Source organism: Sphingopyxis sp. MG (assembly GCF_002953155.1).
Taxonomy (GTDB): Bacteria; Pseudomonadota; Alphaproteobacteria; order Sphingomonadales; family Sphingomonadaceae; genus Sphingopyxis; species Sphingopyxis granuli.
In genome coordinates this window covers 915,590-937,337 of the sequence record NZ_CP026381.1, presented here as the reverse complement: position 1 = coordinate 937,337, position 21,748 = coordinate 915,590, and the positions used below count along the sequence as shown (strand labels likewise).

The 21,748-nt window shown below is 68.1% G+C and carries 17 protein-coding genes and 2 riboswitches; all 17 genes read right to left on the bottom strand.

Features of this window, described 5'->3' with window-relative positions; translation table 11 throughout:
* Positions 1-9: 9 nt before the first annotated feature.
* Positions 10-1,440, bottom strand: coding sequence for a serine hydrolase domain-containing protein (locus tag C3E99_RS04290; RefSeq protein ID WP_234002597.1), 1,431 nt, complete (start codon positions 1,438-1,440; stop codon positions 10-12).
* Positions 1,437-2,756: a replication-associated recombination protein A gene (locus tag C3E99_RS04285; RefSeq protein ID WP_076074634.1), complete on the bottom strand. Its 1,320-nt coding sequence runs from the start codon at positions 2,754-2,756 to the stop codon at positions 1,437-1,439. The genes C3E99_RS04290 and C3E99_RS04285 overlap by 4 nt, the downstream gene beginning before the upstream one ends.
* Before the next feature lie 7 nt (positions 2,757-2,763).
* Positions 2,764-3,921 (bottom strand): glycosyltransferase family 4 protein, encoded by a 1,158-nt coding sequence (locus C3E99_RS04280; RefSeq protein ID WP_067105848.1) that lies wholly within the window; start codon positions 3,919-3,921, stop codon positions 2,764-2,766.
* 50 nt (positions 3,922-3,971) lie between these two features.
* Positions 3,972-4,913: a hemolysin family protein gene (locus tag C3E99_RS04275; RefSeq protein WP_067105846.1), complete on the bottom strand. Its 942-nt coding sequence runs from the start codon at positions 4,911-4,913 to the stop codon at positions 3,972-3,974.
* Positions 4,914-4,930: 17 nt separating this feature from the next.
* Positions 4,931-5,437, bottom strand: a complete 507-nt coding sequence (ybeY, locus tag C3E99_RS04270; protein ID WP_067105844.1) for an rRNA maturation RNase YbeY — start codon at positions 5,435-5,437, stop codon at positions 4,931-4,933.
* A 100-nt stretch (positions 5,438-5,537) separates the two neighbouring features.
* On the bottom strand, positions 5,538-7,601 hold the full coding sequence (locus C3E99_RS04265; protein WP_083675044.1) for a transglycosylase domain-containing protein: 2,064 nt from the start codon (positions 7,599-7,601) through the stop codon (positions 5,538-5,540).
* Positions 7,602-8,035: 434 nt separating this feature from the next.
* Positions 8,036-9,592, bottom strand: coding sequence for a fatty acid--CoA ligase (locus C3E99_RS04260; RefSeq protein ID WP_104959456.1), 1,557 nt, complete (start codon positions 9,590-9,592; stop codon positions 8,036-8,038).
* A 97-nt stretch (positions 9,593-9,689) separates the two neighbouring features.
* A complete protein-coding gene (locus C3E99_RS04255) occupies positions 9,690-10,325 on the bottom strand; it encodes a DUF938 domain-containing protein (RefSeq protein ID WP_104959455.1) in 636 nt (211 codons plus the stop codon).
* Entirely contained in the window at positions 10,322-10,777 is a 456-nt protein-coding gene (locus tag C3E99_RS04250; protein ID WP_104959454.1) for an ABA4-like family protein, read from the bottom strand. Before C3E99_RS04250 ends, C3E99_RS04255 begins: the two co-directional genes overlap by 4 nt.
* A gap of 25 nt (positions 10,778-10,802) precedes the next feature.
* Positions 10,803-12,308 carry an aminomethyl-transferring glycine dehydrogenase subunit GcvPB gene (gene gcvPB, locus C3E99_RS04245; RefSeq protein ID WP_234002658.1) on the bottom strand — a complete coding sequence of 502 codons (1,506 nt, stop codon included), beginning with the start codon at positions 12,306-12,308 and terminating at the stop codon, positions 10,803-10,805.
* 144 nt (positions 12,309-12,452) lie between these two features.
* Entirely contained in the window at positions 12,453-13,811 is a 1,359-nt protein-coding gene (gene gcvPA, locus C3E99_RS04240) for an aminomethyl-transferring glycine dehydrogenase subunit GcvPA (RefSeq protein ID WP_076074624.1), read from the bottom strand.
* Between the two features lie 152 nt (positions 13,812-13,963).
* Positions 13,964-14,335 carry a glycine cleavage system protein GcvH gene (gene gcvH, locus C3E99_RS04235; RefSeq protein WP_067105834.1) on the bottom strand — a complete coding sequence of 124 codons (372 nt, stop codon included), beginning with the start codon at positions 14,333-14,335 and terminating at the stop codon, positions 13,964-13,966.
* Between the two features lie 3 nt (positions 14,336-14,338).
* Entirely contained in the window at positions 14,339-15,472 is a 1,134-nt protein-coding gene (gene gcvT, locus C3E99_RS04230; protein ID WP_076074621.1) for a glycine cleavage system aminomethyltransferase GcvT, read from the bottom strand.
* Positions 15,473-15,526: 54 nt separating this feature from the next.
* Positions 15,527-15,630, bottom strand: a riboswitch (glycine riboswitch).
* Positions 15,631-15,726, bottom strand: a riboswitch (glycine riboswitch).
* A gap of 251 nt (positions 15,727-15,977) precedes the next feature.
* Positions 15,978-16,625, bottom strand: coding sequence for an NAD-dependent dehydratase (locus C3E99_RS04225; protein ID WP_076074618.1), 648 nt, complete (start codon positions 16,623-16,625; stop codon positions 15,978-15,980).
* A gap of 387 nt (positions 16,626-17,012) precedes the next feature.
* Complete coding sequence (locus C3E99_RS04220) at positions 17,013-18,185, bottom strand: deoxyguanosinetriphosphate triphosphohydrolase (RefSeq protein WP_076074613.1); 1,173 nt, start codon at positions 18,183-18,185, stop codon at positions 17,013-17,015.
* Complete coding sequence (locus C3E99_RS04215; RefSeq protein WP_234002596.1) at positions 18,182-19,999, bottom strand: SPOR domain-containing protein; 1,818 nt, start codon at positions 19,997-19,999, stop codon at positions 18,182-18,184. The genes C3E99_RS04220 and C3E99_RS04215 overlap by 4 nt, the downstream gene beginning before the upstream one ends.
* A 79-nt stretch (positions 20,000-20,078) precedes the next feature.
* The gene (gene ftsZ / locus C3E99_RS04210; RefSeq protein WP_076074610.1) at positions 20,079-21,581 is read right to left on the bottom strand and encodes a cell division protein FtsZ; all 1,503 of its coding nucleotides are present in this window, start codon (positions 21,579-21,581) and stop codon (positions 20,079-20,081) included.
* Positions 21,582-21,748: the final 167 nt, after the last annotated feature.

The window sequence follows — 21,748 nt, the reverse complement described above, 5'->3', positions numbered from 1 at the left end:
CGAAACGCGTTACGATCCATCGGCTGCGACGACCGCACGGACAAGCGCGGCGATGTCGAGCCGCTCGGCGGCATCGTCATAACCCTGGCGGACGATCACCAGTCGGCGCGATGGGATGACGACCATATATTGGCCGCGGTTCCCGAAGGCGCCGAAGGCATCGGCCGGGATGCCCTCCGACGCATCGAGCAGCCAGAAGCCCGCGCCATAGCCGAATGACCCATCGGGCTGCGGTCCTGCGCGCGCCGTCACGAAGCGGCGCCAGTCGGCGGGCAGCAGCCGTTCGCCCCGCCACACGCCGTCGTCTTGATAGAGCAGCCCCAGCCGGGCCAGGTCGCGCGCTGTGGTCGAAACCTGACTCGACAGGATCGCATCGCCGTCCTTGTCGCGCTCGATGAAAGTCCGCGTCATCCCGATCCGATCGAGAAAGGCGGCAGGATCGAAGGGCTCCCCTGCCCTTTCCAGCGCCGCCTTCAGCGACAGGACGGCGAGCAGCGTATCGTTGTTGGCGTAGCGATAGCGCGTCCCCGGCGGGTTCAGCAGCGGCCATTGCGTCGTCCACTGCCGCACCGACGCACCACCCATATAGATGGCGTCGGTGCGGTTGCCCGCGCTGTCGCTGGTCAGCCCGCTCGCCATACGCATGAGCTGTTCGGTGGTGATCGTCGCGCGCGGGTCGCCCGCCGTCCGCCATTCGGCGATGCGCGCCGGCGCCTTCACGTCGAACCGCCCGCGCTCGACGGCGTGGCCGATCAGCGTCGCGGCGATCGACTTGGCGACCGAGAAGGTGCGCTGCGCGGTGTGCACCCCATGCCCCGGCTGATACCATTCGAGGGCAATCCGGCCGTCCTTGACGATCAGCAGCGAACTCGTCCGGCCGCCGAAGCGCGCCCTGTCCGCCGCGACTGCCGAGAAGCGCGCCTCTCCATCGGCGACACGCGCATCACGGTCGCCGAGCGGCCACGGCTGCGCGTCGAGATTCGGTCGCGTGTCGTGCGAAAGCGCTCCCACCGCACCCGGTTCGGCGCCGATCGGCAGCGTCACGCAACCGTCGCGCCCCGTCCATTCGGCGACCCGCGGCGGCATGTCGTCGCGATAGCGCACCGTGACGCGTTTCGCCTTCATATCGATCTCGGCGCGGGTCGCGCGGACATCGGCTTCGATCTCCGGATAGATATGCGTCAATTCATCGCGCTCGATATCGGCGAGCGCCTTGCCCGCTCCGTTCCACAGGGACGAGCAGGTGAAAGCGGCGCGATAGCCCGCCGCCCAGGCGCGATTCAACTCGGCGTTCGTCTCGGCTGCCTGCGTGGGAAGCGGCAGCGCCGCGACAGCCAGCGCGAGCAGCACACGACGCATCGCGTCAGGGCCGCGCACCGAAGCGGACGAACGATTCGGACCGACCTTCCCTATGCGCTGTCCACCGAAAACCATCGTCATTCGCCTTTCCGTTCGCGCCGCCGCTCATCCCACCAGGCGAGCCGTTCGGCGATACGTTTTTCGAAACCGCGGTCGACGGGGCGATAGAAGGTCGCGGCTTCCATGTCGTCGGGCCAATAATTGTCGCCTGAGAAACCCTCGGGCGCGTCATGGTCGTAGCTGTAGCCCGCGCCATAGCCCAAATCCTTCATCAGCTTCGTCGACGCGTTGAGGATGTTCGCGGGCGGCGCCAGACTACCGGTGTCGCGCGCTGCCGTCCACGCGGCCTTCTGCGCGGTATAGGCGGCGTTCGACTTGGGCGCGGTGGCGAGATAGAGGCATGCCTGCACGATCGCGAGTTCGCCCTCGGGCGAACCGAGAAACTGGAAGGCGTCCTTGGCGGCAAGGCATTGCACCAGCGCCTGCGGATCGGCGAGCCCGATGTCCTCGCTCGCCATGCGCGTGAGGCGGCGGAGCAGATAGAGCGGTTCCTCGCCCGCAACGAGCATCCGCGCCAGCCAATAGAGCGCCGCCTGCGGGTCCGACCCGCGCACCGCCTTGTGCAGCGCGGAGATCAGATTGTAGTGGCCGTCGCGATCACGGTCGTAGACCGGCATGCGGCGGTGCAGGAACTGCCCGACCTCGCCCGCGTCGAGCGGCGTCTCGATGGCCGCGGCGAACAGCGTCTCGACCTGGTTGAGCAGAAAGCGGCCGTCGCCATCGGCGCTCGCGATCAGCGCGGCGCGCGCCTCGTCGGTGACGGGAAGGCGGCGCCCCACCTCGGCCTCGGCGCGCGCGACCAGTGTCGCCAGCGCCGCCTCGTCGAGCCGGTGCAGCACCAGCACCTGCGCGCGGCTGAGCAAGGCGGCGTTGAGCGCGAAACTTGGATTTTCGGTCGTCGCGCCGACGAGCACCACCGTGCCGCGCTCGACATAGGGCAGGAAACCGTCCTGCTGGGCGCGGTTGAAGCGATGGATTTCGTCCACGAACAACAGCGTCCGCTTGCCCGCCGTCGCCATCTTCTCGGCATCGGCAAAGGCTTTCTTGAGGTCGGCGACGCCGGAGAACACCGCCGAAAGCGGCGCGAAGCGCATCCCTACCGCCTCGGCGAGCAGCCGCGCGATCGTCGTCTTGCCGGTGCCGGGCGGTCCCCAGAGGATGATCGACGCCAGTTGCCCCGCCGCGACCATCCGCCCGATCGCACCCTCGGGACCCGTCAGATGCTCCTGCCCGACGACATCGGACAGGCTGCGGGGACGCAGCCGCTCGGCGAGCGGAATCGGGCCGGCAGCGCCCGGGTCGCGCTGCTGCTCCGCATCGTCGCCGAACAGGTCCATGGCGCGCTCAGCCCCGTTGCCGCTGCTTTTGCCGGATCAGCCGCAGATAGGTGTCGGCCACCGCCTGGTTGATCGCATCCCATTGATAGGCGGCGCTTTCCGCTAGTCCAGCCGCGCCGTGTCGCGCGCGCAGCGCGGGGTCGCGGCAATAGCGCTCGAGATCGTCGGCAAAGCCGGTGATCGCGCCCGGCGAGACGAGATAGCCGGTCTGGCCGTGCTTGACGATGCTCGCGCTGCCGGTCGCGCGCGCCGCGACGACCGGCAACCCGCACGCCATCGCTTCCAGCGTCACATTGCCAAAGGTCTCGGTGACCGAAGGATTGAACAGCATGTCGCACGATGCGACGGCGCGCGCGAGATTCTCGCCGCCCTGAAAGCCGACGAAGCTGGCGTGCGGCAGGCGCGATTCGAACCAGTCGCCCGCCGGTCCCTCGCCGATCACCACCACATGGTGCGGAACGCCGCGGCGCTGGAGCAGGTCGATCGTGTCAGCGAAGACATCGAGCCCCTTTTCCATCACCAGCCGGCCGAGGAAGGCGACGACCGGCACATCGTCGGCGATGCCCCACGAACGGCGCCACGCTGCGTCGCGGCGGTCGGGCCGGAAGATGTTGCGCTCGACCCCGCGCGTCCAGATGCCGATGTCGTAGTTCATCCGCTGCTCGCGCAGCACCTGCGCAAAGCTTTCCGACGGCGCGATCAGCGCGTCGCAGCGGCGATAGAGCCGCCGCAGCCATGCGACGACCAGCGGTTCGAGGAAGGACAGGTTGTAATAGCGGAAATAGGTCTCGAACCGCGTGTGGACCGAACAGGCGACCGGAATATTGCGCCTCCGCGCCCACGCCGCCGCCTGCCGCGAGACGCGATCTGGGCTGGAGATGTGCAGGATATTGGGCGCGAATTTGGCGATATCCTCGCGAACGCGCGCGGAGAAGGACAGCGGAATGCGATATTCGCTGCGGCCGGGGATCGCCATCGACGGCACGCTGACGAGGTCGCCGGTCGGCGCAAAGTCGGGGTCGTCGACGGTCGGCGAATAGACACGGACCGCCGCGCCCTGCCCCAGCAGATAGCCGACGAGGCGGTTGAGCGCCTTGTTGGCGCCATCGACCGTCATATTGTAGTTGCCGCTGAACAGCGCGATGCGAAGGTCGGAAACGTCCATCGCCCCTGCGCTAATAGCATCGCCGCGCAAAGGCAATCGGACGCGCGGCGTCAGAACTCGTCGCCGCGGTCTCCCGGCGCTTCTAGGTCGACCTCGACCGGCGGATGCAGGCGCAGGTGGTGGACGCGCTTCTCGTCGGCCTCGGTCACCTCAATCCGCCAGCCGCTAGGATGCAGCAGCACCTCGCCGACACCGGGCACATGCCCCGCGAGCACTGCGGACAGGCCGCCGAGCGTGTCGACATCCTCCTCGACATCGGCCAGCCGTGGGTCGATCGCCTCGCCGATGTCGTCGAGTTCGGCGCGCGCGTCGGCTTCCCAACAGCCGTCCTCGCCCGGCGCGAAGAGCGCCATTGGCTCGTCGTCATATTCGTCCTCGATCTCGCCGACGATCTCCTCGACCAGATCCTCGATGGTGACGAGACCCTCGGTTCCCGAATATTCGTCGATGACGATCGCGAGGTGGGTGCGCTGCGCGCGCATGTCGGCGAGCAGGTCGAGCACCCCCATCGACTGCGGGACATAGAGCGGCTGGCGGATCAGGTCGAGCAGCGGCGGCGGGTCGCGTCCCTCGGCGAGCACCGCGAACACGTCCTTGACGTGGATCATCCCGACCACCTCGTCGAGGTTGCCGCGATAGACCGGCAGACGACTGTGCCCCGCATCGACGAACAGCGCGACGACCTCGTCGAAGCCCGCGCTCTCGTCGATCGCGATGATGTCGGCGCGCGGCACCGCGACGTCGTCGACGGTCTGCTCGCCGAAATGCAGCAGGTTGCGCAGCATCTTGCGCTCGATCGGCGACAGATCGCCGACGATGCTGCTGCCGCGGCGTTCGGCGCTTTCCTCCTCGGCCTCGTCGATCGCCTCTTCGATCTGTTCGCGCAGCGAAGGTTCGCTGTTGCCGCCGAACAGCAATGTGCGGATTCCGGCCCACAGGCCGGATCTACTGTCCTCGTCCGATCGGTTGGAAGCCCCAGGCTCGTCGGGCATGTCGCTCGCTTTTTCCGTTAATCCTGCACCGCATATGGATTGGCGATGCCCAGCGATGCAAGGGCTTTCACCTCCAGCGCCTCCATCGCGTCGGCAGCGGGGTCATCGAGATGGTCGTATCCGACGAGATGGAGCGTGCCGTGGACAATCAGGTGCGTCGCATGATCGGCGATCGGCACCGCCTTTTCCACCGCCTCGCGCACGCAGGTCTCGCGCGCCAGCACGATGTCGCCGAGCAGTATCTCGCCGTCGTCGCTGTTGCTGAGCGTGTCGAGCAGGTCGGCCTGTACCTGCGGAAAGGACAGCACGTTGGTCGGCCGATCCTTGCCGCGAAAATCGCGGTTGAGCGCCTGCACCTCGGCATCGTCGGTCAGCCGCACCGCGACCTCGACGAGCGGCGCGGCGTCGGCAAGCCCCGCCCAGGGCGTCAGCGCCAGCGCCGCCGCGACCGCTTCCGCCGCGCGGGCGTCCCAGTCGAGCGGATCGGGCCAGGGCGTGGCCTGGTGAGTCTCAACGCTCAGCATGACAGGCGCCGGAACGCGGCGGAAGGAAAGAAGGCGATCATGCCCGCCACGCTATCGCCGCGGCGCCTCGCGGGACAGCGAAAAAATCCCTCGCCGCCCCTCATTGCGGCCCCTGCGGCGGCGGCTGGGCCGGCTGGGCCTGCACCTCGGCGGGCCGGTCGCCGCCGATGGGCAGCTTGAGGTCGATGCGCGTGCCGTTGATCTCCGTGCTGATCACGGCATTTCCCTTTTCGAGCCCGACGCTGGTCCGGTCGGACACCGGAATCGCGGGAATCTCCGGCACGTCGAGCGGCTGGACGGGGCCGCCGGGATCGGTCGCACGGGCGGGAGGCGCGGACCGCGGCGCATTGTGTCCGCGCGCCCGCACCATGAAGTCGTGCCAGATGCGCGCGGGCAGCCCCCCGCCAGTCACCCCGCTAAGCGGCGAATTGTCGTCGTTGCCGATCCACACGCCGACCACCAGCCCGTTCGCATAGCCGACGAACAGCGCATCGCGGCTGTCCTGCGTCGTGCCGGTCTTGCCGTAATTGGCCTGCGGCAGTCGCGCCGCGCGCCCGGTGCCGCGGTTGACCGCGGCGCGCAGCATCCGTTCGATATCGCCGTGGACGCGCCGGCCGAAATGATGCGGCCCCAAGAAAAGCGATTCGAACCAGCCGGGCTCCGCTTCCTTAAAGGCGTGCGGAACGACCGGATAGCTGTCCGCCGCGACCGCGGCATAGGCGGCGGTGAGTTCGAGCAGCGTCATGCTCGACGTGCCGAGCGCCAGACTGGGATCGCCCTTCGCGAGCGGCGCGGTGACGCCTAGGTCGCGCGCCATGCGGATCACCTTGTCGTCGCCGACCTGTTGCAGCAGTCGCACCGCGGCGACGTTGCTCGACCGCGCGAATGCCTCTTCGAGCGTGATCTTGTCCGAATAGGCGCCGCCGGCATTCTTCGGCTGATAGGCGCCGGTGGCGATCGGCGAATTGGCGATGGTGTCGTCGGGCCGCCAGCCATCCTTCAGCGCGGCCAGATAGACGAACAGCTTGAAGGTTGATCCCGGCTGGCGCCGCGCCTGCGTCACGCGGTTGAAGGGCGACGCAGCATAGTCGCGCCCGCCGACCATCGCGACGACTTCGCCGTTCGGCCGCATCGCGACCAGCGCGACCTGCGCCTTGCCGGGTACCGCACGGCCGGCGACGCGGCGCGCCACCGCCTGGAGCCGCGCGTCGAGCGTGGTGCGGATCGTGCGCCGCGCATAGCCGACGTCGGACAGCTTGCGCGCCTCGGGCAAGGCCCAGTCGGCGAAATAGGTGCCGGTCGGCAGGTCGTCGCGTGTCCGCACGTCGATGCGCGGGGTGCGGATCGCCCGCGCCTCGACGGTGGACAGCGCGCCGGTATGGACCATCGCACCGACGACCAACCGCATCCGTTTTTCGGCGAGATCGGGGTTCTTCGTCGGCGCGAGCCGCGACGGCGCCTGCACCAGCCCCGCCAGCATCGCCGCCTGCGCCGGGGTCAGCTTCTCGGGCTGACGGGAGAAATAGTGGAGCGAGGCAGCACGCAGTCCATAGCGATTGTCGCCGAAATAGGCGTTCGACAGATAGCGTTCGAGAATTTCGTCCTTGGTCAGCCACGCTTCGAGCCAGAAGGCGATCAGCGCCTCGCGCGCTTTGCGTCCCAGCGTGCGCTTCGGGGTCAGGAAGGTGAATTTGGCGAGCTGCTGTGTGATGGTGCTGCCGCCCTGCCGCCGCCCGCCCGAAACATTGGCCCAGACGGCGCGCGCGATGCTGCGCGGATCGACGCCCCAATGGCTGTAAAAGCGCCGATCCTCGATCGCCAGGAAGGCGGCGGGAACATGCGCCGGCAGTTTCGCGACCTCGACCGGCGTGTCGACCACCGCCCCCATGCGCGCGATCGGCGTGCCATCGGCGGCGAGCAGCGTGATTTCGGGCGGCGCAATCGGCTCGAGCGATTTCGACAGCGGCGCGGTCAATGCGAGCCACCCGATCAGCAGGATGAAAGCGGCGCACAGCACCGCAAAGGCCCGTCCTGACCGCCGCAGCCATTTGCGCGCCCGCGTCTCGGCGGGCGGCGGAAAGGCGGCATTCGGATCGGGAAACGACGCGCCCGCCGCGGGCACGGCGGCGGCTTCGATGGCGACGGGTTTACGGGACCAGAGCATGCTTTCGCCTGCGTATTACACTGACAACACAGGAGAGGCAAACGCGTTCCGCCGCGATTCCGGCCCGTGATCGGGAAGGATCGGGATGGCTTCAGGCCGATCCCACGTCTTTTCCCTTCGTCATTCCCGCGAAGGCGGGAACCCAGTGAAAGGTCAGCTGACACACGCCCTGGATCCCCGCTTTCGCGGGGATGACAAGATAGGAATATCTGGAATCCATCCCGAAGCCGCCGCGCATTCCTACAATATCCGGCTATGATAGCCCGTTTGCGATGCGCCGCGTCGATCGCCTCCTCTCCTCCCTTCCGCAACGCGACCTTTCCCGCCCAGACGGTCAAAAAGAGGGGGGCGTAGTGTGACTTTCATACACTTTGAAATAAAATGTCGCGGGTAATCTGACCATTTCGACGAGCGCGGAATCCGTCGACTCTCCCCTAATTCACCATCCGCTCATAACCTTCCCAATAGGGCGCGCGCAGGTCCTTGCGCAGGATCTTGCCGCTGGCGTTGCGCGGCAGCGCCTCGATCACGTCGATGCTGCGCGGGGCCTTGAACGCGGCGATGCGCTCGCGCGCCCAGGCGATGACGTCGGCCTCGTCGATCGTCATTCCCGGCTTCGGCACGCAGACGGCCTTGACCGTCTCTCCCCATTTGGCGTCGGGCACGCCGATCACCGCGACCTCCTGCACCGCGGGATGGCCGTAGATCGCGCTTTCCACTTCGGCCGGATAGACGTTTTCGCCGCCCGAGATGATCATATCCTTCACCCGGTCGTGGATATAGAGATAGCCGTCCGCGTCCATATATCCGGCGTCGCCAGTGTGGATCCAGCCATCGTCGGTCATCGTCTTCGCGGTCGCCTCGGGCAGGTTCCAGTAGCCGAGCATGTTGTTCGAAGATCGGGTGACGACCTCTCCCACCTCGCCGGTCGACACGTCGCGGCCGTCGGCGCCGACGATGCGGATTTCGACCCCGGGCAGCGGCTTGCCCGCCGATCGCATCCGTTCATTGCCTTCGGGATCGTGATCCTCCGGTGGCAGCATGCAGATCGTCCCGGTCGTCTCGGTCATACCATAGGCCTGGATGAACTCGGCGCCGAACATCCGGATGCATTGGCGCAGCAGTTCGAGCGGGATCGGCGCGGCGCCGTACAGGATATATTTGAGCCGACTGTAATCGACGCTAGCGCACCGCGGATGCATCAGCAGCATCTGCAACGCGGCGGGCACGATGAAGAAGCGCGTCACGCCGTGCTGCTCGACCGCGTCGAACACGCCTTCGGGATTGAATTCGGCAAGGATCACGCCGGGCAGCCCTGCGGCGAGCGCCATGATGCCGAGCCCGGTGCCGCCGATATGCGCGCACGGCATGGCGACAAGCACCGCCTCGTCATCCTCCCACTTGGTGTAGGGAAGGTCGAGATCGGCCGAATTCTTGCGCAGCGCAAAGAGGTTGCGGTTCGACAGCACCGCGCCCTTGGGATGGCCGGTGGTACCCGAGGTATAGAGTTGCAGCACCGCATCGTCGGGACCCGACGGCATGAAGGCCCCACGCGGCGTCGCGTCGATCAGCGCGCGAGTCGCGTCGGCGCCGCCGATCCGCGGGCCATGGTCAAGCTTGCCGGCGAGTTGGTCGGCCACCGCATCGAACCCCGGACCGGTGAAAACGATCTTCGCCTTCGTATCATTGACGATGAACGCCCATTCGGTGGGCGACAGGCGCCAGCCGATCGGCGCCATCACGATGCCGGCGCGCGCCGCGCCGAAAAAGAGGGTAAAATACAGATCGCTGTTCTTGCCGATCCACGCGATGCGATCGCCCTTTTGCAGCCCCGCCTCGGCGAGCGCCGTCGCGACCCGCGCGGTACGCTCTTCCAGTTCGGCATAGGAGAAGACGCGATCTTCCTCGCGCATCGCGATCCGGTCGGGCCGGTCGGCGGCCCAATGCGTGATGAATTCGTCGAACGTCACCAGGTCCGTAATATCGACCATCGGTTCTCTCTCCTCGAATCGCGTTGCTTTTTGCAATCGAGGGCAAGGCTAGCGGCTCTGCGCGCAAGGGAAAAGCGCGCAGATGTGACAGGGTGAGTCAGCGGCGGCAGAACAGCAGCATCAGGTTGTTCGCCGGCATCGCGCGGCGCGCAGCCAGGCTGAAGCCCGCCTGCTCCGCCGCCGCCGCGACCGACGCCGTGTCGCGCAGACCCCAGGCAGGGTTGCGGGCGCGAAGGCTGGCATCGAACGCGCGGTTGCTCTCGGCCGTCGGCACGTCGGCCTCGACATAGGGGCCATAGAGGATCAGCGGCGCGCCCGGCGACAGCAGCCGCGCCGCGCCCGCGAACAGGCCCAGCGTCGCCTCCCACGGGCTGATATGCACCATGTTGATGCATAGAATCGCGGCGGCGCGAGCGACTGGCCAATCGGGCGTGGCGGCATCGAGCTGCAGCGGCAGCAGGATGTTCGCGGCCGCCGCCTCCCCGCTCCACGCGACTATCGAGGTCAACGCGTCGGGATCGGGGTCGCTTGGCTGCCATGTCAGCGCCGGAAAGGCGACGGCGAAATGGACGGCATGCTCGCCCGATCCGCTCGCGATTTCGAGCACCGTGCCAGTTGCGGGAAGCCAGTCGGCAAGCACCGCGGCAATCGCTTCGCGGTTGCGCAGCGTCGCGGGGGCGTGGCGTTTCTCGCCGCCGCCTCTATCGGCCGACAGCCAGGGCTTCGGCGTCACTGCGACCGAATCCGCGCTCCGGCCCGCGCGCGGCGTTCGCGCCAGACCAGCCACAGGAACAGGCCGACCGGTCCCGCGAGCAGCGTCAGCAGCAGGAAAGGAAACTGGACGATGCGGCCGAAACCCTTGCCGTCGGCGTCGCGGGCGATCCACAGCCCGGCGAACAGGTCGAACGCCAGATAATGCACCCACCCCAGCGTCGCCCCACCCGGCGTCTCGAACAGCTTCATCACCCCGGCCAGCGAGGTGAAGTCGCCGCCGCCCGTCCCGCCCGAATCGATCCCGCCGCTCAGGAACCCGCCGATCAGCACGACATAGAGCAGGCAGAGCAGCGCCACCCCCGCATAGAGGATCAGCGACAGGATCCACGGGCTGCGCGGCGCGAAGGCCAGCACCAGCCACCCGGCTATCGCCCAGTAATTGGCCAGCAGAAACAGGCTGTCCCAGCTCATCGCGATCCTCCTCCCGCTTCGGTCATCACCCCTCCCAGCGCAGCACCGGCTTGCGCGCCGCGAGCGTCTCGTCGAGCCGGGCGCGCGGAGCGAAATGCGGGGCCGACTTGAGCGCCGGATCGCCGTTCTTCGCACGCAGCGCAATGCTGCGCAGCGCGCCGATGAACTGGTCGAGCACCGTCTTGCTCTCGGTCTCGGTCGGCTCGATCAGCATCGCGCCGTGAACGACGAGCGGGAAATAGACCGTCATCGGATGATAGCCCTCGTCGATCAGCCCCTTGGCGATATCGAGCGTCGAGAAGCCTTCGGCCAGTCCCTTGTCGCTGAACAGCGCCTCGTGCATGCACGGGCCCGACGCCGCAAAAGGCGCTTCGAGGACATCTTCGAGGCTGCGCAGGACGTAATTTGCGTTGATCACCGCATCTTCGGACACCTGCTTGAGCCCATCGGCGCCGTGGCTGAGGATATAGGCGAGGGCGCGGGTGAACATGCCCATCTGGCCGTGGAAGGCGGTCATGCGGCCGAAGCTGTCGGGATGCGCCTCGCCCGCATTTTCCTCCTCGATCAGGCGAAAGCGGTCGCCGTCCTTCGTCACGAAGGGCAGCGGGGCGAAGGGCGCCAGCGCCGCCGACAGCACCACCGGCCCCGACCCCGGCCCGCCGCCGCCGTGCGGGGTCGAGAAGGTCTTGTGGAGGTTGATGTGCATTGCATCGACCCCCAGGTCGCCGGGCCGCACGCGACCGACGATCGCGTTGAAATTCGCGCCGTCGCAATAGACATAGCCCCCGGCGGCGTGAACCGCGTCGGAAATGGCCTTCAGGTCGCGCTCGAACAGCCCGCAGGTGTTCGGATTGGTGATCATCACCCCGGCGACGTCGGGACCCAGCCGCGCCTCGAGCGCCGCCAGATCGACGCGACCCTCCGCGTTCGCCGGAATATCCTCGACCGTGAAGCCCGCAAAGGCGGCGGTCGCGGGATTGGTGCCGTGCGCGCTTTCGGGGACGAGCAGAACGCGCCGGTCCTCGCCGCGCGCCGCGAGCGCCGCCTTGATGCACAGGACACCGCACAGTTCGCCGTGCGCGCCCGCCTTGGGCGACATGGCGACCGCGTGCATACCCGTCAGCGTCACCAGCCATTCGGCGAGTTCGTGGATCACCGCATAGGCGCCCTGCACCGTTTCTTGCGGCTGGAGCGGGTGGACGTCGGCGAAGCCGGGCATCCGCGCGACCTTTTCATTGAGGCGCGGATTGTGCTTCATCGTGCAGCTTCCGAGCGGGAAGAGGCCGAGGTCGATCGCATAATTCTGGCGCGACAGGCGCGTATAATGGCGCACCGTCTCGGATTCGCTGAGCCCCGGCAGGCCGATCGGCGCCGAACGCGCGAGCGGGCCGAGGTCGGCCGCGCCGGTATTTTCGTCGAAGTCGACGCCGGTGGTTTCGGTCGAACCGATTTCGAACAGCAGCGGTTCTTCGAGCATCAGCGCGCGGTTGCCGGTGAAGGTCGTGCTGTCGTCGGCGCCGCCCGCGTTCATTTCGGGGCGCCAGCCGCTCTGATTCAAAGCCATGATCTTAAATCCCGTTCAGGCTGAGCTTGTCGAAGCCCTGCTCTTTTCTTGCGGCGGTCAGGAAAAAGGACGGCCCTTCGACAAGCTCAGGGCAAACGGAGAGCGGGAAAGTCATGCCAGCACCTCCTTCAGCGCCGCGGCAAAGGCGGCAATATCGTCCTCGGTCACGGTTTCGGTCACGGCGACCGCCAGCCCGTTCGCCAGCGCATCATTGTCGGGATAGAGGCGGCCGAGCGACACGCCGCCGAGGATGCCCTTTTCGGCAAGCCGATGGATCACGGGCCGCGCCTCGGTCGGCAGGACGAGGGTGAATTCGTTGAAGAAGGCCGCGTTGAGCAGCGACACCCCCGGCACCTTCGCCAGTTCGGTCGCAGCCGCCTTCGCGCGCTGGTGGTTGATCGCTGCGAGCCTGCGCAACCCCGCCTCGCCGAGCAAGGTCATGTGAATGCTGAACGCCAGCGCGCAAAGACCGGAATTGGTGCAGATGTTGCTCGTCGCCTTTTCGCGGCGGATATGCTGCTCGCGCGTCGAGAGCGTCAGCACGAAACCGCGCTTGCCGTTCGCATCGACCGTCTCGCCGCACAGGCGTCCCGGCATCTGGCGGACATATTTGCTCTTGCAGGCGAACAGGCCGACATAGGGCCCGCCGAACTGGAGCCCGACGCCGATCGCCTGCCCCTCGCCGACGACGATGTCGGCGCCCATCTCGCCCGGCGCCTTGATCAGCCCCAGCGCGACGGGTTCGGTCACGACGGCGATCAGCAGCGCGCCCGCGGCCTGACACGCCTCCGCCAGCGCGCTCATGTCGTCGATGCGGCCGAGGATATCGGGATATTGGACGACGACGCAGCTCGTATCCCCGTCGACAGCACCGGCGAGCGCCGCCCAGTCGGTTCCGGGTTCGAGGGTCGGGTCACCGTCGACGAGCGTATCGCCCGTATAGGTCGCCATGGTGCGCGCGACGCTGCGGTAATGGGGGTGCAGGCCGGTCGAGAGCAACGCCTTGCCCCGCCGCGTGATCCGCCGCGCCATCACGATCGCTTCCCAGCAGGCGGTCGAGCCGTCGTACATCGATGCATTGGCTACGTCGGTGCCGAACAGCCGCGCGACCTGGCTCTGGAATTCGAACAGCATCTGCAGCGTGCCCTGCGCAATCTCGGGCTGATAGGGCGTATAGGCGGTCAGGAACTCGCCGCGCTGGATCAGATGGTCGACGCTTGCCGGGACGTGGTGGCGATAGGCGCCGGCGCCGAGGAAGAAGGGTCCATCGCCCGCGACGCGGCTCTGGCGCGACAGCGCGGCCATTTGGCGCTCGACCGCCAGTTCGCTCGCATGCATCGGCAGGCCGGGGATCGGACCGGAAAGCCGCGCCTCGGCGGGTACGTCGGCGAACAGATCATCGATCGACGCGGCGCCGACTGCGGCAAGCATTTCCTTGCGGTCGTCGGGAGTGAGCGGAAGGTAGCGCATTTCACTGTCTCCCCCCTCCTGCAAGCGGGAGGGGCTGGGGGTGGGCATAGCCGCAGAGGTGATCCCATCGTTCGGGCCCACCCCGCTGCGACTAGCGAGCAAGCTCGCAAGTCTCGCTGCCCCTCCCGCAAGCGGGAGGGGGCGATTCCGATCTAAAGACTATCGCAGAAGGTCTTGTATTCCTTGGCGTCCATCAACCCGTCGAGCTGGCTCTTGTCGCCGAGCGTCATGCGGAAGAACCAGCCTTCGCCCTCGGGGTCGGTATTGACCAGTGCCGGGTCCTCCTCGAGTTGGCCATTGCCTTCGGTGACGGTGCCGTCGACGGGGGCATAGACGTCGCTTGCCGCCTTCACCGATTCGACGACCGCGGCGTCGCCGCCCTTGGTCAGTTCGGCGCCCGCATCGGGCACCTCGACGAAGACGATATCGCCGAGTTGGCCCTGCGCGAAATCGGTGATGCCGACCGTCGCGACATCGCCGTCGACGTCGATCCATTCATGTTCCTCGGTGAAATAACGCGGCATCGATCAGGCTCCCTGCTTGCGGACATAGTTATGCGGAACGAAGGGGGTCGCGGCGACGACGACGGGCACGCGCTTTCCGCGCACCTCCGCCGCGAGCGCGGTACCGGGTTCGGCGAGGCCTGTCGGGACATAGGCCATCGCGATCGGCGCGCCGACGCTGGGGGCAAAGCCGCCCGAGGTCACGATGCCGACCTCGACATTGCCGTCGAACAGCTTCGCGCCTTCGCGCACCGGCAGCTTTCCATCGACCGTCAGGCCGACGCGCTTGCGCGGCGCGCCATCGGCCAGATGGCCGAGGATGCGCGCGGCACCGGGGAAATTGGCCTCCTCGCGGCGGCGTTTGCTGATCGCGAAGGCCAGATCGCCCTCGATCGGATCGGTCGCCGGGTCGAGATCGTGGCCATAGAGCGGCAGCCCCGCCTCCAGCCGCAGCGAATCGCGCGCGCCGAGGCCGATCGGCTTCACTTCCTCCATCGCGCACAGCGCGTCGGCGAAGGGCGTGAGCGCCTCGTTCGGCAGCGCGATTTCGAAGCCGTCTTCGCCGGTATAGCCCGAACGGCTGAGCGCAATCGCGTGCCCCTGCCACGTCGCCCGCGCCGTCTGCATGAAGACGAGCTCCGTCACTTCCGGCACCAGCCGCGCGAGCGCCGTCGCGGCCTTTGGTCCCTGCAAGGCGAGCAGGCCATAATCCTCGTTGTGGTTGAGCGTCACGGCGTCGGGGAGATTCTCGCGCAGATAGGCAATGTCATCCCATTTGACCGCGCCGTTGACGACGATGCCCAGCCGGTCGCCCTCGTTGGTGATCATCAGGTCGTCGAGGATGCCGCCATCCTCCGCCAGCAGCAGCGAATAGCGCATGCGGCCGGGCTTGAGCCCCGCGATGTCGCCGGGGACGAGCGCTTCGAGCGCGACGACGACGCCCTCGCCCTCCAGACTGATCTGGCCCATGTGGCTGACGTCGAACAGGCCGGCGTGCTCGCGCGTCCACAGATGTTCGGCCATGATGCCTTCATACTGGATCGGCATCCAGTAGCCGGCGAATTCGACCATTCGCGCACCCTTCGCGCGGTGCCAGGCGTCGAGCGGCAGCGTCGCGGTTTCCACCGCTTCCTCGGCCGGCAATTCGGTGTCGGTCATAACAGTCTCCCGCGTTGACATGGCGAACGCACGGCCCGGTGCCGCGGTTTCCGCCATGCCCCCTCTGTCACGGGAACCTGAGAGTTTTCCTCCATGCGATCATGGAGTTACCCCTTCGGTGGTCGGGCGCGAGCCGCGACGCTTTCCAGAGTGTCCAGTCCGGCTGCGCGGTCCCTTGACCTGAGAGTTTCCGGGGCGGTTGCTCCTTCGGTGGCGGTGCAGTCGCCTGCCCCGCGCTCTCCCGCGCGGCCGGTCGAATCCCCTGCGGGGAGCCGACAGACGCGCGAGCCTTGGCTGCGCGCCCGCGCGGAGTCAATCGAAGAACGACGCATGATTCCGCACCCTCGTCACCCCGGATCAAATCGGCCCATATGCCCTTCCCGGCAAGCAAGGTTCGTGCCCCTGTCGAAGCCGGGGTCAGATGAGGTTGCGCGGCCCCGCGTGGACCCCGGCTTTCGCCGGGGAACGGCTCGTTCGAAAAGGGGTGACGAGGAAGAGAGGCGCGTCAGATCAAAGCCCGGATCGCGTCGTTTTCATGGACATGCACGCCGGACTCCCCCTGCCCCGAAAGCCGCACGATCGCACGCGCGACAGTCGCCGCGGGGATCGAGCGATAGCGGCGCAGCATGCCATGGAGCAGCGCGTTGGTGAAAGGCGCGGCCATCATAGCGATCCCCTCGCCGAGCCGTGGCGCCCCTTCGCGTGTGCCCGTCAGCAGGCCGGGGCGAAGAATATCGAGACGCACGAAATCGAGCGCGCGCAAGTCCGCCTCCATCTCACCCTTGGTGCGCAGGTAGAAATTGCGACTCTTCGCCGAGGCGCCGACCGAGCTGACGACGATCATCTGGCGGGCGCCGCCCAGCCGCGCACCGCGCGCCGCGGCGAGCACCAGGTCGTGATCGACCGCGCGAAATGCCGCCTGCGATCCTGCCTGCCGGATCGTCGTGCCGAGGCAGCAGATCAGGGTCGCCGGCCGTTCGGCGGCGATGATATCGGCCCAGCGTTCCAGCGGCGCGACGAGCGCGTGCCCATCCGGCGCCCCATCGACCGCGCGCCGCGCGAGGATGGTCAGCGGGCGGTCGTCCATCGCCGCGACCACCCCACGTCCGACGAGACCGGTCGCACCGATCAGCAAGATGTCAGGGGATGCCATGGCCGAAGCTTAGCGGCGCGGGCGCGGTTGGCAATGCGGCGGGTGTATGTTTCGCGCAGAGACGCAGAGGCCGCGGAGATGAGGTGGAAGAGGATTCACGCGGAGGCGCGGAGGCGTGGAGAGATTTTGCGCCCTCCCCCTCCCCATGTCGTTCCCGCGAAAGCGGGGATCCAGTTGCGACGCTGGCGATCCAACGCTGCCGCGCCGTTTATTCTTTTCGCTGGATTCCCGCTTTCGCGGGAATGACAAAGGGGAGTGGCGCCGAGCGAGGATGAGGAAGCGGAAGATGCGTTTACGCACCCTCTCTTCTTTCTCCGCGCCCTCGCGTGAGCCAGAACTCTGCGTGCTCCGCGCCTCTACGCGAATCTCATCCCAACGCCGCGCCGGTCAGGCGTGCGCCAGCGCCTCGGGCACCGCGTCCCGGCCGAAAATCTCCGCAAAGCGGTCGATGGCGAAGCGGTCGGTCATCCCGGCGATATAGTCACCGATATGACGCACCGTCGCACCGTCGCCTTCGGGCAGGCGCGATCCCCAATCCTCCCCCATCAGGCGCGGATCGGCCGCATAGGCTTCGAATAGCCGCGACACGACCTCCTTCGCTCCCGCTGCCGCCGCGATCTGCGAGGGGTGATGGTAGAGGTTCGCATACATGAAGCGCTTGAGGTCGCGTTCCTGCCGCGCCAGATCGTCCGAGAAATCGCCGAGGGTCCGGCCCGCGGCGCGGACCTCGGCGACGCTCGCGACACCGGAGGCAGTGACATTGGCCCCGGTCGCGGCGATCACGTCGTTGACCATCACCCCGATCTGGTCGCGCACCAGCTCACGCAGCAGCCGGTCGCGCGGCGCGCCGGGAAAGCGCTTCTCGACCGCACGATAATTGGCGGCCACGAAGGGCTGCGCCATCAACTGGTCGAGCGTCAGCAGACCGGCGCGCAGCCCGTCGTCGATGTCGTGATTGTCATAGGCGATGTCGTCGGCCACCGCGGCGACCTGCGCCTCCAGGCTGGCATGGCTGGACAGGTCGAGCGGGAATTCGGCATCGATCTCGGCCAGCGCCCATCCCGGATGGCGCACCGGGCCGTTGTGCTTGGCCAGTCCCTCGAGCGTTTCCCACGTCAGGTTGAGCCCGTCGAAGCGCGGATAGGGGCATTCGATCCGCGCCAGCGTGCGCAGCGTGTGGCCGTTGTGGTCGAACCCGCCGTGCGCCCGCATCGCATCCTTCAGCGCGGCCTCCCCCGCATGGCCGAAAGGCGGATGCCCGATATCGTGCGCGAGGCACAGCGCCTCGGTCAGATCCTCGTTGAGGCCGAGCGCGCGCGCGATGCCGCGACCGATCTGCGCCACCTCTATGCTGTGGGTCAGGCGGACGCGGTAATGATCGCCGTCGGGGGCGACGAACACCTGCGTCTTGTGGCGCAGGCGGCGGAAGGCGATCGAGTGGATGACGCGGTCGCGGTCGCGCTGAAAGGCGTCGCGCGGGCCGCGCACGCCGTGCCCCGGCTCCGCATGTAGGCGGCCGCGCGTGCGCGCAGGGTCGCTCGCGCACATCGCCAGCGTCATTTCACGGGATCGACGGTCTCGCCCGCCTCGCTGTTGAACAGGAAGCCGTCGCCGCCCGCCTTCTTGTAGTCGGCGAGCCAGTCCTGCGCCGCCTTCTTGCTAGCGAAGGGACCGACGAGCAGGCGGCGCGTCCGGCCCCATTCGGCGGTGGCGCCCGCCTTGCCCTTGAAGAGATCGGCGTTCTTCTTCGCGAAACGGTTGTAGTCGAAGGCCAGCGCCTTTTCGTTGGCGCCGGTGGCGATCTGGACCCACAGGCGTGCGGGGTTCGCCTTTTTCTTCGCCGCTTCCTCCTTCGCCTTGGCGTCGGCTTCGGCCTTTGCCTTGGCAGCCGCCTCTTCCTTCTCGCGCTTCGCGGCCTCGGCGGCCTCGGCCTTGCGTTTCTCCGCCTGGAGCATCGCGAGCGTGTCGGCACCGATCGCATTGTCGGGCCGCGCCAGTTCCTCGGGCGGAATCTCGATCGAACCGATGATGGCGGCGAGCGATGCGAGCGGCGCCGCGGCGGTCGGCTTCGCCACGGCCGCGGCGGGATCGGGCGGCGGCGCGGCGGCGATGGCGGGCGCGGCCGATGGCGAAGACGGAACGGCGGCGCCCGGCGACGGCGCACCGCTGCCACCGACCGAGAAGCCGGGGCCGACCGGCCCCGACGCATGGTTGACCGCGACGCCGATCGGCGCTGTGCTGTTCGTGGGCGGCGGAACGGACTGCGCGGGAGCGGGCGACGGAGCCTGCTGTGTGGACGGGAGCGCGGGCTTGCGTTCCGCTGGGGTCGGGGTCGATGCCGCGGAGGTAGCCGGCGGCGTGGCTCGCGGCTGCGGCCGGGTGTCGGGAGACGTCGTGGCGAGCGCCGGAACCCGCCGCGCGGGCGAAGGGGCGGCAGCACTGGCACGCCCGCGTTCGGACCGCTGGCCGCTGGCCGGGCGCCGCGCATCGACAGGCGCCGAAACGGGCGCAGGCGTCGGCGCGGGGGTCGCCGCCGCCATCTGCACCGGCTTGCGGCGCGGACCGAGTTCGCCCGAAGGGAAGCGGCCGAAATGCGCCGCCGCCGCCTGCTGCGCAGGGTTGAGCCGGTCGAGTTGGGTTAGGTAGGGGAGGATGTTTTGCGCGAGTTGTGGCGGCATCGTCGTGTTGACGATGTCGGTCGCTTCCTTGTCGCGGCCGTTCATTGCGAGGATCATCGCGCGGACCCGCCAGGCGCCGCGGTCCTGCGCGCGCAGTTGCGGCGTCAGCATCTCCACCGCCCGGTCGGGATCGCCGCTGATCCCCAGCGACAGCGCATAGCGGCGCGTGACCTCTTCATCCGGGCCGAGCGACAGCGCGAGTTGATAGTCGCGCTGCGCCGCATCCTGCTGGCCGAGCAGGTCGCGCGCGAGCCCGCGATCAGCGAGGAACAGGCGTTCGGGCGCGCCCAGCAACTGCGCCTCCCCGAAATAGTCGAGCGCGCGGGTCGGATTCTCCATGCGGACCATCGTCGATCCGAGCGCCGCCTTCACCGCCCCGTCGCGCGGATTCGCCTTTTCCGCGCGGACGAGAAAGCCGAGCGCGGCGCGATAATCCTCGAGATCGATCGAGGCGCGGCCGGCATCGAGCAGCGCACCGGGATCGGACCCGTTCGCCGCAATGCGGGGGATCGCCGACGACAGCAGGGTGCGCGCCGCGGTCCGCTTCTCCATCGCCGCTTTGGTCGCCGCGTCGGGCTGGCTCGCCTGCAACGCCATGGCCGGCCCCGCCGCCGCCGTTCCCAACAGCAGCAGCGTGGCGAAAGCCGTGGCGCGGCGGCGTGCACGTCCCGACCCGGAAGGTGCTCCAGCCGTCAATTTCGATCGCCACATGGGCAAAGTCATCCCGATCTACGGTCCGCCCCTGCCCGTCGCAGCGGCCGCTCGATAAACCCCGTTACTGGTTGTTCTGCCGCCCCAGGAAGCGCGGGATATCGACCCCGTCCTCCTTCTTCGCGGCATCGGCATCGGATGATGCCACGCCGCGCGACAGGCGCGACATGCGCTCGAACAGCGTTCCGCCGCCGATCGGACGCGCCGGGCTTTCGCCCGCCGGTGCGGCGTCGGGTGCGGGCGCCGCCGGGGCGGGCCGATAATCCGCCTCAGGCGTCGCGGCGGGTTCGCCGAGCACCAGTTCGCCGGTGGTGTCGTCATAGGTCGCGGCAACCTGCGAAAGCTCCATCGGCTCTTCCTCGGCCGGCGCGGGCGCAGAGGCCGGCGCGGTTTCGGCCGCCGGTGCATCGCTGATCGAAAAGCCGGGCTGCGGATCGCTGTCGGCATCGACCGCCGGTTCCGCGGCGGGCGCTTCCTCGACGGGGCGTTCCTCGACCAGCGGCTCGATCGCTTCCTCCGCCACCGGCGCGGGCGCCGCGGCGCGGCCCGGCTGGAAGGAGAAGCTGCGTGCCGCGGGCGCGGGCGCCGCCGCACTGTCGCCGGTCCCGTCGATGCCGGTCGCGACGACCGACACGCGGATCTTGCCTTCGAGCGCTTCGTTGAAGGCGCTGCCCCAGATGATGTTGGCGTCGGGATCGACCAGCTCGCGGATATGGTTCGCGGCCTCGTCGACTTCCATCAGGCGCATGTCCTCGCCGCCGACGATCGACACGATCACGCCCTTCGCGCCCGCCATCGACACGCCGTCGAGCAGCGGGTTGGCGATCGCCTTCTGCGCCGCCTCCAGCGCGCGGCCGTCGCCTTCGGCCTCGCCGGTGCCCATCATCGCCTTGCCCATCTCGCGCATCACGCTGCGCACGTCGGCGAAGTCGAGGTTGATCAGGCCGGGCATGACCATCAGGTCGGTGATGCCGCGCACGCCCTGCTGGAGCACCTCGTCCGCCATCGAGAAGGCTTCCTTGAAGGTCGTGTTGGGGTTCGCGACCAGGAAGAGATTCTGGTTGGGGATGACGATCAGCGTGTCGACATGTTCCTGCAGCTCGGCGATGCCCGCCTCTGCCGACCGCATGCGGCGCTGACCTTCGAAGGTGAAGGGCTTGGTGACGACGCCGACGGTCAGGATGCCGCGGTCGCGCGCCGCCTTCGCGATCACCGGCGCGGCGCCGGTGCCGGTGCCGCCGCCCATGCCCGCCGCGACGAAGCACATGTGCGCGCCGTTCAGCGCCTCTTCGACCTGGCTGATGCTTTCCTCTGCCGCCGCGCGGCCGACCTCGGGCCGCGAGCCCGCGCCCAGTCCCTGCGTGATCTGGGTGCCGAGCTGGATGCGCCGTTCGGCCGGCGAGGCGTTGAGCGCCTGCGCGTCGGTGTTGGCGACGATGAAATCGACCCCCTCGACCCGCGCCGCGATCATGTTGGCGATGGCATTGCCCCCTGCGCCGCCGACGCCGATCACGGCGATCCGCGGCTTCAGCTCGTCGACCTGCGGCGGGCCAATATCGATGCTCATCAAACAATCTCCCTGCAGCGGCGAACCCCTGCCGCCAGCCTCACCATGCGACCCAACGGGCGGTGGTCCCGCCGCCCGGATTCAAGGATGCGGACCCGTCTATGCCATGTTCGAGGTTTACCACAGACAGGGCCGCACTTAAGTCCCCGCATTGCACTATTGTGACG

What these genes read in the sequence shown, in the direction of transcription:
- C3E99_RS04290 (WP_234002597.1), bottom strand. Translation starts at nt 1,440, where the DNA reads ATGACGATGGTTTTCGGTGGACAGCGCATAGGGAAGGTCGGTCCGAAT.
- C3E99_RS04285 (WP_076074634.1), bottom strand. Translation starts at nt 2,756, where the DNA reads ATGGACCTGTTCGGCGACGATGCGGAGCAGCAGCGCGACCCGGGCGCT.
- C3E99_RS04280 (WP_067105848.1), bottom strand. Translation starts at nt 3,921, where the DNA reads ATGGACGTTTCCGACCTTCGCATCGCGCTGTTCAGCGGCAACTACAAT.
- C3E99_RS04275 (WP_067105846.1), bottom strand. Translation starts at nt 4,913, where the DNA reads ATGCCCGACGAGCCTGGGGCTTCCAACCGATCGGACGAGGACAGTAGA.
- ybeY (WP_067105844.1), bottom strand. Translation starts at nt 5,437, where the DNA reads ATGCTGAGCGTTGAGACTCACCAGGCCACGCCCTGGCCCGATCCGCTC.
- C3E99_RS04265 (WP_083675044.1), bottom strand. Translation starts at nt 7,601, where the DNA reads ATGCTCTGGTCCCGTAAACCCGTCGCCATCGAAGCCGCCGCCGTGCCC.
- C3E99_RS04260 (WP_104959456.1), bottom strand. Translation starts at nt 9,592, where the DNA reads ATGGTCGATATTACGGACCTGGTGACGTTCGACGAATTCATCACGCAT.
- C3E99_RS04250 (WP_104959454.1), bottom strand. Translation starts at nt 10,777, where the DNA reads ATGAGCTGGGACAGCCTGTTTCTGCTGGCCAATTACTGGGCGATAGCC.
- gcvPB (WP_234002658.1), bottom strand. Translation starts at nt 12,308, where the DNA reads ATGAACGCGGGCGGCGCCGACGACAGCACGACCTTCACCGGCAACCGC.
- gcvPA (WP_076074624.1), bottom strand. Translation starts at nt 13,811, where the DNA reads ATGCGCTACCTTCCGCTCACTCCCGACGACCGCAAGGAAATGCTTGCC.
- gcvH (WP_067105834.1), bottom strand. Translation starts at nt 14,335, where the DNA reads ATGCCGCGTTATTTCACCGAGGAACATGAATGGATCGACGTCGACGGC.
- gcvT (WP_076074621.1), bottom strand. Translation starts at nt 15,472, where the DNA reads ATGACCGACACCGAATTGCCGGCCGAGGAAGCGGTGGAAACCGCGACG.
- C3E99_RS04225 (WP_076074618.1), bottom strand. Translation starts at nt 16,625, where the DNA reads ATGGCATCCCCTGACATCTTGCTGATCGGTGCGACCGGTCTCGTCGGA.
- C3E99_RS04220 (WP_076074613.1), bottom strand. Translation starts at nt 18,185, where the DNA reads ATGACGCTGGCGATGTGCGCGAGCGACCCTGCGCGCACGCGCGGCCGC.
- ftsZ (WP_076074610.1), bottom strand. Translation starts at nt 21,581, where the DNA reads ATGAGCATCGATATTGGCCCGCCGCAGGTCGACGAGCTGAAGCCGCGG.